General features: G+C 72.3%; 7 protein-coding genes. 2 read left to right on the top strand and 5 right to left on the bottom strand.

From position 1 onward, the window contains the following. Positions 1-16: 16 nt before the first annotated feature. Entirely contained in the window at positions 17-2467 is a 2451-nt protein-coding gene (locus ACN267_RS18070; RefSeq protein ID WP_421489189.1) for a ricin-type beta-trefoil lectin domain protein, read from the top strand. Between the two features lie 80 nt (positions 2468-2547). On the opposite strand, the gene ACN267_RS18065 is transcribed toward ACN267_RS18070, so the two are convergent. Together ACN267_RS18065 and ACN267_RS18060 are read right to left on the bottom strand one after the other, a co-directional pair. Further along, on the bottom strand, positions 2548-3582 hold the full coding sequence (locus ACN267_RS18065; protein WP_421489188.1) for a glycoside hydrolase family 11 protein: 1035 nt from the start codon (positions 3580-3582) through the stop codon (positions 2548-2550). A 637-nt stretch (positions 3583-4219) separates the two neighbouring features. Beyond that, positions 4220-5497, bottom strand: a complete 1278-nt coding sequence (locus ACN267_RS18060; protein ID WP_421489187.1) for a hypothetical protein — start codon at positions 5495-5497, stop codon at positions 4220-4222. Between the two features lie 277 nt (positions 5498-5774). Here ACN267_RS18060 and ACN267_RS18055 point away from each other — a divergent pair, with 277 nt between their 5' ends. After that, positions 5775-8264: an ATP-binding protein gene (locus tag ACN267_RS18055; protein WP_421489186.1), complete on the top strand. Its 2490-nt coding sequence runs from the start codon at positions 5775-5777 to the stop codon at positions 8262-8264. Between the two features lie 57 nt (positions 8265-8321). Here the strand turns inward: ACN267_RS18055 and ACN267_RS18050 are convergent, their stop codons facing one another. Genes ACN267_RS18050 through ACN267_RS18040 form a run of 3 tightly spaced genes read right to left on the bottom strand, consistent with a single transcriptional unit; the run spans position 8322 to position 11886 of the window. Further along, complete coding sequence (locus ACN267_RS18050; RefSeq protein ID WP_421489185.1) at positions 8322-10460, bottom strand: CotH kinase family protein; 2139 nt, start codon at positions 10458-10460, stop codon at positions 8322-8324. After that, positions 10451-11287, bottom strand: coding sequence for a polyphosphate polymerase domain-containing protein (locus ACN267_RS18045; protein WP_421489184.1), 837 nt, complete (start codon positions 11285-11287; stop codon positions 10451-10453). Before ACN267_RS18045 ends, ACN267_RS18050 begins: the two co-directional genes overlap by 10 nt. Beyond that, positions 11284-11886, bottom strand: coding sequence for a DUF4956 domain-containing protein (locus tag ACN267_RS18040; protein ID WP_204956738.1), 603 nt, complete (start codon positions 11884-11886; stop codon positions 11284-11286). The genes ACN267_RS18045 and ACN267_RS18040 overlap by 4 nt, the downstream gene beginning before the upstream one ends. Between the last annotated feature and the right edge of the window lie 226 nt (positions 11887-12112).

Here is a 12112-nt window from a genome sequence, read left to right as displayed (position 1 = left end):
TGGGGAGGCGAGTCAGATGTTCAGTTCAACAAGTCGTCGACGGGGTGTGGGTGGCGGCGGGGCACCGCGCGGACCGTGGCACAGCGGATGGCGTCCCCGGCGGTGGGCCGTATCGTTGCTCGGGGCGACGGTCGCGGCGGCGGCCGTGCTCACCGGGTTCGCCTCACCCGCCCAGGCGGCCACCGCCATCACGATCAACGGCGGGTCCGGCGGCCGGGCGCTGGACGGCATCGGCGCGGTCAGCGGCGGGGGCGGCAACAGCCGGCTGCTCGTCGACTACCCGGAGCCGCAACGCAGCGACATCCTGGACTACCTGTTCAAGCCGGGCTACGGCGCGGCGATGCAACTGATGAAGGTGGAGATCGGCGGCGACACCAACTCCACCTCCGGCGCCGAGCCCAGCCACGAGCACACCCGGGGCAGCATCAACTGCAACCGGGGCTACGAGTGGTGGATGATGGAGCAGGCCCGCGCCCGTAACCCCAACATCGCCCTGGTCGGCCTGGCCTGGGGTGCGCCGGGCTGGATCGGCAACGGCAACTTCTGGTCCACCGACTCCATCGACTACCTGGTGGCCTGGCTGGACTGCGCGGGCACCCACGGGCTGACCATCAACTACCTGGGCGGGTGGAACGAGAAGGGCTACAACGCCACCTGGTACAAGAACCTGCGCTCCACCCTCAACGCCCGGGGCTACGCCAACGTGAAGATCATCGCGTCGGACGACTTCGGCTGGGGCGCCGCCGACGAGTCGCTGCGCGACCCGGCCTTCGGCAACGCCGTGCAGGTCTTCGGCAGCCATTACGTCTGCGGCTACCGCAGCGCTCAGACCAGCTGCCCCAGCTCGAACAACGCGGTGTCCACCGGCAAGTCGCTGTGGGCCAGCGAGAACGGCTCCGACGACTACAACGCGGGCGCACAGGCGCTCGCCCGGGGCATCAACCGGGGCTACCTCGACGGCAAGATGACCGCGTACATCAACTGGCCGGTCATCGCCGCCATCACCCCGAACATCCCGTGGGCGACCACCGGTGTGGCGGTGGCCCAGCAGCCCTGGTCCGGGGCGTACTCGATCGGCAAGAACGCCTGGGTGATGGCGCAGACCACCCAGTTCACCGCCCCGGGCTGGCGCTACCTCGACGCGTCGAGCGGGTATATCGGCGGCAACCGCAACAACGGCAGCTACGTCTCGCTGAAGTCCACCAACAACAGCGACTACAGCACCATCATCGAGACGATGGACGCCAGCGCGGCGCAGACCCTCGACTTCACCGTCACCGGCGGCCTGTCCACCGGCACGGTACGGGTCTGGTCGACCAACGTGCGCTCCAACAACACCGCCGACCACTTCGTGCGGGGCAGCGACATCACCCCGAGCGGCGGGCGCTTCTCGCTCACCGTCCAGCCCGGCTACGTCTACAGCATCACCACCACCAGCGGGCAGGGCAAGGGCACGGCGGTCAGCCCGGCGCAGGGCAACCTGAAGCTGCCGTACACCGACACCTTCGACTCGTACGCCACCGGCCGTGAGGCGCGGTACCTGATGGACCAGCAGGGCTCGTTCGAGATCGTCGGGTGCGCCGCCGGCCGCAGCGGGCAGTGCGTCCGCCAGATGTCCGAGCAGGCCCCGATCTACTGGACCTCCGGGCAGGCCGAGCCGTACACCCTGCTGGGCGACCTGACCTGGCGCAACTACACGGTCTCCTCCGACGTGCTGCTGGAGAAGTCCGGCTACGCGCAGCTCATCGGGCGCGGCAACACCTACAACCACCAGGGCCCGCAGAACATGAACGGGTACTACTTCCGGGTCACCGACGGCGGGGCCTGGTCGATCCGCAGCAACAACACCAGCGGCAACTGGCGCACCCTGGCCAGCGGCAACACCTCGGCGCTGGGCACCGGGCGGTGGCACAACCTGTCGTTCACGCTCAACGGCAGCACGCTGACCGCCGCCATCGACGGCACCACCGTCGGCACGGCCACCGACTCCACCTGGGTCGCCGGCCAGATCGGGTACGGCACCGGCCAGGGCGTCACCGCCCAGTTCGACAACCTCTCGGTGACCGCCGTCGGCTCCCCGGGCACCCCGACGGGTGAGATCCGGGGCGCGGGCTCGAACCGGTGCCTGGACGTCAACGGGGCCAGCCAGACCGACGGCGCGGTGGTGCAGATCTGGGACTGCAACGGCGGCGCCAACCAGCGTTGGTCGCTCACCTCGACCAACCAGCTCACCGTCTACGGCAACAAGTGCCTGGACGTGCCGAGCGCCGCGTCGGGGACCCGGGCCCGGATCTGGAGCTGCACCGGCGGCACCAACCAGCAGTGGCGGCTCAACGCCGACGGCACCATCGTCGGGGTCGCCTCCGGGTTGTGCCTGGACATCAACGGCGGGGCCACCGCCAACGGGTCCGCCGTCCAGCTCTGGACCTGCAACGGCGGCAGCAACCAGCAGTGGATACGCGGCTGACCGCAGGCAACGCCACGGCGGGCGGTCCCGGTGTCACCGGGGCCGCCCGCCGCTGTGTCGTGCTCAGGAACCGGTCGGGATCAGGCCGTTCGACAGCTGACCGTCGGCCAGCTCCAGTTGCCGTTCGCCATGATGGTGATGCCGAAGTTGTTGCCGTTGCCGTTCGGCCTGGCGGTGACGGTGCCGCTGGTGCCGCTGACCGAGGCGTTCCAGCTGTTCTGGATGCTCTGGCCGCCGCCCAGGCCGAGGCTGACCACCCAGTTGCTGGTGCCGCTGACCGCGACGTTCAGGTTGAACCGGTCACCCCACTGCTCGGCGGCCGAGAGCACCGCGGTGCAGTTGCCGCCGGCGGGCGGGGTGGTCGTCGGGTTGGCGGTCGGCCCGCTGGTCGGGTTGCCGCTGCCACCCTCACGGACGGTGATGTCGGAGCTGCCCTGGCTCTGGTAACCCTCGGTCGCCATGATCTGGTAGCTGTGGTTGGTGCCGAGGTTCAGGCCGGCGCGGGCCCAGGCGTCGAAGTGGTTGGCGGTGGTGATGGTGCCGCTGCTGCGCTTCTGCTGCCTGACGCTCCAGTACTGGTAGAACGTCTGGATGCCGTCGATCGACGGGGCGTTGGTGCGCAGGCTGCGCAGGATGTCGTAGGTGCCGCCGTCGGTGGTCACCGTGCCCAGCCGGGTCGCGCCGCTGCTCGGGTTGTAGCTGCCGAAGTTCTCCACCACGTAGTACTCGATGAGCGGGTTGCGGGTCCAGCCGTACAGGGCGAGGTAGGTGTTGTTGTTGCCCGGGTTGTAGCTGCCCGAGTAGCTGACCGTCCGCCGGGTGCCGGTGGCCCAGCCCTTGCCGCCGACCCAGTTGTTGGTGCTCCGGTCCCAGCTGCTGCTGTAGCGGCCGTCGGCACGCAGCGTCATGCTGGCGTTGCCGCTGTCCTTCCAGAACGAGAAGAAGTAGCCGTTGTGCGTGCCGGTGAGGTTCGAGGTGAGGGTCCGGTCGTTCTCCGCGTACGCGTTGGGCGAGGCGATGAACGTGCCGGTGACGGCGAGCGCCGCGGCGCACGCGGCGCTGAGCAGCAGCCGCAGGCGACCGCTCCTTCGCGGTCGGGTCGAGGTGTCGCTCATGTACGTGTTCCTCCTCGTGACAGCTGGCGGACGCCAGCGACGCGGTACGACCCGGTGGACTGTCCGTGGCCAGGTGCGGCAGCCGGTCATTCGGTGTGTGCCACCACGCGGTGGTGGGCCGGTCGTCCAGCAGAAACCGGGGGGACGGGTCGCGGTGGGTGGTGTCGACAGCATCGAGTGCCGTCGATGGCGACGGTAGGGTGTCGATGCTCCACCTGTCAACAAGTTTCGGAAATCTTCCCGAAACATTGTCCTGAGCAGCGGTCCGACGCGGAACCGATTTCGACGGGTTGACGTCGGCTGTCACCGAGATGGGGCCGCAGGGGGCGTGTGTTAATTCGGCCGCGAGGGGGCCGCCTCCCCTGTATACCCGAAACTTTCGAGAACCGCCAGCCGAGGGTGGACGCGAGACCGCCCGCCCACCCGGCCCGGGGTCGCGGGCGGGTGGGCGGGCGGTCGGTGACGCGGCCGGTGCCGGGCGGTCAGATCACCATCGACGGCAGGGGCCAGCGGCGCAGCCGGTGCGGCGGCTTGTGCGAGCCACGCGTACCGACCCGGCCGTCGGGTGGACCGGCGCACGGGGCCGCGCCGGTCCACCCTCCTCCGCCGGCCCCCCGTCGACCGGAGACCTGGTCCGTCAGCCGAGGATCACGCCCGAGGCGCCGACGCCCGCCATCCCGGAGATGATGTCCTCGTAGTACATCCGCCAGGCGCAGACCCGACCGGTGGGCCGGTAACCGGTGCAGGCGGTCACCGCGCCGCCGTCGTCGATGGCGGTGTTGGTGCCGGTGGCCCAGACCTGGAGGGTGTTCGCCGCGTTGACGATCTCCACCGGGCCGCCGCTGTCGCCCTGGCCGACCGCGTTGGTACGGGTGGTGCTCTCCGCCTGCACCTGGCCGCAGACCGTGCCGAAGTCACGCACGTTGATGCACAGGTTCCGGGCCTTGACCTGGATCGAGCATCGGGTCCCCGAGTACGCCCCCGAGGTGCAGACGAAGTTGCCGACCTGGCTGGCCTGCGCGCCGATCACCTGGTTGCTGAACTCGCTGACCACCGCGCCGTTGGCGTCGGTGCTGTTGTTGAAGACCCGTCCGCCCGAGGCGCCCGACAGCAGCAGGGTGTCGGTGCCGGCGTTGCGGGTGCCGACGATGCCCATCGACTGCCCGGTCGGGTCGGTCGCGGCGTTGTTGATGTTGCCGCAGTGCGCGGCGGAGAGCATCCGCGCCGACCCGCCCTGAAAGACCCCGAAGCCGGTCGAGCAGCCGCCACCGGTGGTGGCGTTGCGCCACGCGCCGCCGCCCCACCACGGGGCGGTGTCGTCCCACCGGGTGGCGGGCGCGGCGGCGACACCGGTCTGCACGGTCACCGGGACGCCGGCCATCCCGGCCGCGCCGAGCAGGCCGCTCTGCGTACCGACGAGGAGGCCGGCGCCGTCGGCGCGCGGCCCGACCGTGGTGAGCTTGTCACCGGCCGCCCGGCGTAGCCTGGCCGCCGCGACGTCCAGCTCCCGCCGGGTGTACGCGGCGGGCAGCACCTCGGTCGGCACGGTGGCCCGGCTGGTCGCCACCAGGCTGGCCGGTGCCTCGCCCTTCCAGAAGACCTGCAGCTTGCGGGTGGTGGGATCGGCGATCACCCCGGCGAAACCGGACTTCGCGTCGCGCTGCGCGAGCTTCGTGATCCGGGCGGCGGCGGTGTTCATCCGCTGCTGGAGTTCGAGCAGCTCCTTCCAGGAGGCGAAGCCGCCCGGCACCGGCGTACTGTCGACGAACGACCCGGCGGCGGTCACCTTGCCCCCGGCGGCGGGATCGGGCGCGGCGGTGGCCGGTGCGGTGGCCACCGCGGTGACGAGCACGGTGACGCCGAACGCCGCGGCGGCGGCCCGGCGCAGCAGCCCGGTCGGGTGTGGACGAGACATACGTACCCCTTCCCCAGGGTTTCGTGGTGCGGGCCTCAACCCGCCCTGGGGACATTGGCAGGTGCCCCGGGTGTCCGGCGGCGCATCCTGGACACGGCCGGACACCCCCGGACAACGCCGGACGGACGGCGGACGAACGCTGGAGGACTGCGGTCGACGAAACCGGACCGACATGAAACTGTCATACATCGGCGGTCGCCTACCCGACGCTGTGCCGCCGGTCCTACCCTCCCCCTGTCGGCATCCGGGGCGACGGATGGCCGGGGGTGGAGGCCGCATGTCCGACCAACGGGTCCCTTCGGGCATCCGGCAGCCGACGGCCGGGACGGTTCGTGCGGCGGCCCCGATGTCCCCACTGGACACCGGGATACACACCGTCGAGGAACTGGCCGCCCTGCTGCGGCAGCTCCGCCGCCGGGAGGCCCGGCAACAGGGCGAGACCCCGCTGACCTACCGCCAGCTCGCGGCGAAGACCGGCTGGTCACGTGGGGTGATCGGGGAGTACTTCGCCGGGAACATCCTGCCCCCGCCGGAGCGGTTCGACACCCTGATCCGGTTGCTCGGGGCCAGCCCCGCCGAGCAGGGGGCGCTGGCCACCGCGCGGGACCGGGTCGAGGAGCGCCGCCGGCTCGCCAGCCCGGAACACCCCTCCACCGGCCGGGCCGGTCGCGCGGTCGTCCGTTCCCGGGCCGGCGGCGGGCGGGCCGGCCTCCCGCCGACCCGGCTGCCGGTGCCCCGCCAGCTGCCCCCGGCGCTGCCCGGGTTCGTCGGCCGGGCCGCGCAGCTCGCCCAGCTCGACGCCGGTTGCGCCGGCCACGGCACGCCCGGCGACGGCGAGCCGACCACCACGCTGACCCTGTCCGGTACGGCCGGCGTCGGCAAGACGACCCTCGCGGTGCACTGGGCCCACCGGGTCGCCGACCGCTTCCCCGACGGACAGCTCTACGTCGACCTGCGGGGATTCGACGCCACCGGCGCGGTGGTGACGCCCGCCGAGGCGGTCCGGGGTTTCCTGGAAGCCCTGGAGGTGCCGCCCGACCGGGTCCCCACCCACCTGCCCGCGCAGGTCGGGCTCTACCGCAGCCTGCTCGCCGGCCGACGGATGCTGGTGCTGCTGGACAACGCCCGCGACGTCGAGCAGGTACGGCCGCTGCTGGCCGGCAGCCCGGGCTGCCTGTTCCTGGTCACCAGCCGCAACCGGCTGGCCGGCCTGATCACCGCCGAGGGGGCCCGGCAGATCGCCGTCGACCTGCTCAGCACCGCCGAGGCGTGGCAACTGCTCGCCCGACGGCTCGGCCCGGACCGGTTGACCGTCGAACCGCAGGCGGTCGACGAGATGATCGAACGCTGCGTACGGCTGCCGCTGGCGCTGGCCGTGCTCGCCGCGCGGGGGGCGGCGCACCCCACGTTCCCGCTGGCCACCATCGTCGCCGAGCTACGCGGGTCGCCGCGTCTGCTGGACTCCTTCGACGGCGGGGACACCGGGACGGACGTGCAGTCGGTCTTCTCCTGGTCGTACCGGAACCTGACGCCGGCGGCGGCGCGACTGTTCCGGCTGCTGGGCTGCCATCCGGGGCCCGACGTCGGGCTGGCCGCGGCGGCGAGCCTGGCCGGCCTGCCCCGCAGCCAGGTGTCCCGGCTGCTGGCCGAGCTGGCCCATGCCCACCTGGTCACCGAGCACGCACCCGGCCGGTTCGTCGCGCACGACCTGCTGCGCGCGTACGCGGGGGAGCTGGCCGAGAACCTCGACCCGGGCGAGGACCGGCGGGCGGCGGTCCGGCGGGGGCTGGACCACTACGTGCACAGCGCCCACGCGGCGGCACTGCTGCTGCAACCGGGCCGCGACCCGGTGGCCCTGGCCGACCCGCTGCCCGGGGTGCACCCCGAGGAGCCGACCGACCACGGGCGGGCGCTGGCCTGGTTCACCGCCGAGTACCCGGTGCTGCTGTCGGCGGTCACCCACGCCGGGCGGCACGGCTTCGACGGTCACGCCTGGCAACTGGCCTGGAGCCTGGTGGATTTCCTCCAGCGCCGGGGCAACTGGTCGGACCTGGCCGCCGCCCAGCATGCCGCCCTGGCCGGGGCGCGGCGGGCGGGCGACCGACCCGGGCAGGCGAACGCCCACCGTGATCTCGCCCGGGTGCTCAGCCGGCTGGGCCTGGTCGACGAGGCGGTGGAGCACTACCGGGAAGCGCTGAGCCTGTTCGGGGCGCTCGGCGACCGCACCGGTCAGGCGCGTACCCACCGGGCGTTCGGGGCGATGCTCGACGGGCTCGGCCGGTACGCCGAGGCGCTGGGGCACGGGCAGCGGGCGTTGGCGCTGTACCGGGCCGCCGGCCACCCGGCGGGGGAGGCCAGCGCCCGCAACGCGGTCGGGTGGGCGCACGCCCAGCTCGGCCAGTACGGGCCGGCGCTGGAGCACTGCACCCGGGCGTTGACGTTGCTGCGCCCGACCGGCGACCGGCACGGCGAGGCGAACACCTGGGACAGCCTGGGCTTCATCCACGACCGGCTCGGCCACCACCGGCAGGCGATCCGCTGCTACGGCCGGGCGCTGGCGCTGTACCGGCGGATCGGCGACCGGTACGACGAGGCGGACACCCTGACCCGGCTCGCCGAGGCCCGGCACACGGCGGGCGACCCCGACGGGGCGGTGCGGACCTGGCGACGGGCGCTGGACATCCTCGACGAACTCGGCCACCCGGACGCCGCCCGGGTCCGGGAGCGGCTGAACCGGGCCACGACCGGGACCGCGGCCGGGGACTGACGGTCCGACGCTACCTGGCACCGGCGGAAAGACCGGCCGGTGCCAGGTAGCCCGGGGTCAACCCGTGGTGCAGCTCGGCACCGGGAGGCCGGGGCTGCCGGTGGACGAGCCGAGGAACCCGAACGAGGTGCTGGCACCGGCCGCGAGCGCGCCGTTGTAGGCGACGTTGCGGGCGGTGACCGTCGTGCCCTGGCTGGTCACCGTCGCGTTCCAGGCCTGGGTGACCCGCTCGCCGTTGGCGTACGCCCAGGTCACGGTCCAGTTGCTGATCGCCGAGGTACCGGCGGTGACCCGTACCTCGCCCTGGAACCCGCCGGTCCACTGGCTGGTCACGGTGTACGTCGCGGTGCAGCGCGCGGTGGCCGGGGGCGGGGTGGTGGTGGGCGGCGGCGGGGTCGTCGTCGGCGGTGCGGTGGTGGGCGGCGGGGTGGTCGGGGCGGGTGACGTGGGCGACGGGGGCGGGGTGGTGACCGGGCCACCCCAGCCGGCGGTGGAGTCCAACCAGGCCGCCCGGCGCAGCATCCAGTCCCGCATGGCCTGGACCTGGCCCTGCCAGGTGGACGCGGTCGGGGTGTAGAACGGGCCGACCATCGGCGCGGTCAGGTTGGGCCAGCGCTGGAAGTTGCGCTGCGCGGCGTTGGTCAACGGTGCGGCCAGCGCGTTGATCCGGGTCTGCAGGGCGGCGTCGGCGAGCGGGCCCCGGCGTAGCGTCTGCCAGCGGGACCGGAGCTGGTTGACGAAGGCCGGGTCCCGCACCAGCTGCGGGAACCAGTCGTTGGCCAGCGGCTGCCGGGTCTGCTGGTACTGCCAGCCGGCGATCTGGTCGTTGCCGAAGTAGCCGCCGACGCCGAAGGTGAGGTCGTAGTCCCACAGCGGGCCGGCGAGGATCTTGGTGTCGCGGTCCTTGTAGAAGTACGCGCTGCGGATGTAGGAGTCCATCTCCCGGCTGAGTTCGTTGAGGACCATCTGGTCCACGAACGAGTCGACGTCGATGTACTTCCGGTAGCCGGTGACCGGGTCGGCGGAGTTCGGTGCCCGCAGCACGTCGTGGAACTCCTGGACGTAGCCCCGCAGCCAGTCCCGCTGGGGTGCCTGCAACGGTGAGGGGTCGCGCACCTCCAGGTAGTTCCAGCAGGTCGCCGCCGTACCGGTGCAGGTCAGCGTCGGCTCCTCGGCGGCCAGCCATTCGAAGCTCCAGATGTACCCGCCCTGGATCTTGGGCAGGGTCAGGTCGTCCTCGTCGAGCTGCTTGAGGTCGAGCCGGTTCTTCGAGTTCTTGATCGTCTCCACCAGCATGTAGACGCCCATGTAGTCACCGGCGGCCACCGGGGCGGCGTCGGTGTTCAGGTAGAACTCCACGAACCGGTACCGCGGCGCCGGCATGCCCATCTCGCGCCCGAGGTCGTAGACGAGCGCCTCCCGGATCAACGCCTTGTCGCTGAACGGCCCGCGCAGCACCCAGTCGGAGTCGGCCGGCATGCCGAGCATCGGGTAGTCGGCATCGTCGTTGTCGTTGCCCCGCAGCTCGACGCGGTACGGCGTCTTCTCGAACGACGCCGACGACTGGCCGCGCAGGTGGAACCCGGCGCGGGTGGCGACCGTCGGGGTCGCGGCCAGCGAGGTGGTGCCACCGCCGCCCGGCTCGAAGACCATGGCGGTGGCGTCGAGGTACTCACGGCCGGGCTTGCCGGCACCGTACGAGTCGAGCAGGACCACCGGCAGGTCGTGGGCGGTGGCGACGTTCTGGGCGACGTACATGGCGGTCCCGGGCGCACCGGCGGCGGTCTGGCCGACGAAGGCCTGCCCGCGGAGCTGGGTGGTCCGGGTGAACCGCAGCGGTGTGCCGGCGTACAGCGGCGACTGCGCGGTGGGCAGCCGGCCGTCGGTGGTGTACCGCACCTGCGCGCCGCCGATCGCGGTGCTCAGCGACACCGTCACCTCCCCCTGGAAGGTGCCGCTCGGCCGGGAGAAGACGATGTCGCCGACCAGGTCGTCCGCCGCCCCGGCGGCGGCGACGGCGTCGGCGGCGGAGGTGTCCAGGCCGGTGGTGACCCCGGCGCGGGTGGCGGGCGGGCCGGCGGTCGCGGCGGACGGGCCGGCCTGTGCCGTGTGCGGCACGAGGAGCCCGGTGAGGAGCATGGCCACGGCCGCGATCCCGACGGTACGTCGGGTGGGCGGGCGGACGGTCAGACGCACGATGTCTCCTGGTTGACTCGGGGGGTGGTGGGTGCCGGTGCCGGTGTCGCCGACCCGGTGGCGTCGCGGAAGTGGCGGCGCAGCGTCCGTCGCCACGGCACGTCCGGCAGCTCCGGTCGCAGGGCGGCCAGACCGGTCGCGTACTTCGAGATGCGGGCGGGTCGGGTGCCGCGCTGCCACAGCAGCCGGTCGACCGGGCCGGCCGCCGACCGGGTCTTGGTCTCGACCACGGCGACCCCGGGCAGGCCGAGGGCGCGGCGGTCGTCCTGCCAGTGCAGGTCGGTGTCGATGGTGACCCGGCTCGCGGTCGCCGGCAGCAGCAGCGTGGTACGCCGGTAGCCGGTCACCAGCACCGGTTCGAGGTGACCACCGGCGGGGGCGGACCGGATCGACTCGCGGTCGAGCGCCTCGTCCACGAAGTCCCGCCCCGACCGGACGGTGCGACGGTCCTCCGGCCGGTAGGGCAGCCGGTGCTTGGTGACCAGCCCCCGGGCTCCGCTGACCTTGACTTCCAGCCAGCACTGCGCCGAGTCGAGATAGGTGCGGGTGCGCACCTTGAAGCGTCGCCGCCGCCGGTACGCCGCGCCGTGGTAGCTGGCCAGGCAGGGGGTGTCGAAGTACACCGACTCGTAGCGGAAGGTGCGGGTGCCGTCGATGTCCAGCACCCGGGCGGACGGGGCGATCCGGTCGAGCAGGCCGGGCAGTTCGTCCAGGGCGACGACGTACTTGCGGTCCACCCGGCTCTGCAGCGCGGCCCGGTCGATCAGCTCGGCGAGCCCGACCGGGGGCAGGTCGGCCAGCGCCGACGCGAACGGCGGCGGGGTCATCGACGTGCTCCCGCCGGCACCGGCGAACCGGGGGTGGACGCCGGGGTGCGGTGGGCCACCGAGTAGCGCACGTCGACCACGGTGGTCTCGTTGACCAGGTCGACCCGCTGGGCGGTGGCGACGTGCACCCGGGCGTTGAGCAGCTGTTCCAGGTGGGCGACGAGGGCGACGTGGTCGGTGACGGCCGAGTCGAGCACCAGGATCTGGTGCCGGTAGTGCCGGAACACCCGGCGGTGGTCGCCGAGGAACATCACCGCGAGGATGAGCGCCATCAGGCCGCCGTTGAGCCAGACCGAGCGGGTGCCCAGCGCGCCGAGCAGGCCGAGGGCGAGGGCCGAGAAGTAGTACGCCACCTCGTGCTGGTCCAGTTCGGTCGAGCGGAGCCGGATGATGGACAGCACCCCGAACAGGGCCATCCCCAGCCCGACTCCGGCACCGACGTTGCTGGCGCTCAGGGCGCTGGCCACCGCGAGGACCCCGACGTTGACCCCCAGGTAGGCGACGACGAGGTCGCGGCGTCGGTGTCGGGGGAAGTAGAGCCCGAACACGAGCAGCGCCACCGCGCAGATGTCGATCGCGAACAGGACGACCTGCGTCATGTCTCTGGTTCCTCCCGGCTCGTCGGCGTGCCGGTCCGGCACCGCCTGCGTCAGCCCGGGGAGAAGCCACGGCGGTCAGCCGGAGCCGATCATCTTTTCGGTAAACTTTCGGTTACTCTTTCGGAACTGTAGGCATAACATTGAGAAACGTCAATCAGTTGTCCTGTGTGGGTGACGTGGTGAGACGCCGACGAGACGGCTGCTCCGGGTGGGGGAGGGGCGGCTG

This window comes from Micromonospora sp. WMMD734, from assembly GCF_049178975.1.
Classification (GTDB): Bacteria; Actinomycetota; Actinomycetes; order Mycobacteriales; family Micromonosporaceae; genus Micromonospora; species Micromonospora wenchangensis.
This window is presented reverse-complemented; position numbering and strand designations above follow the sequence as displayed.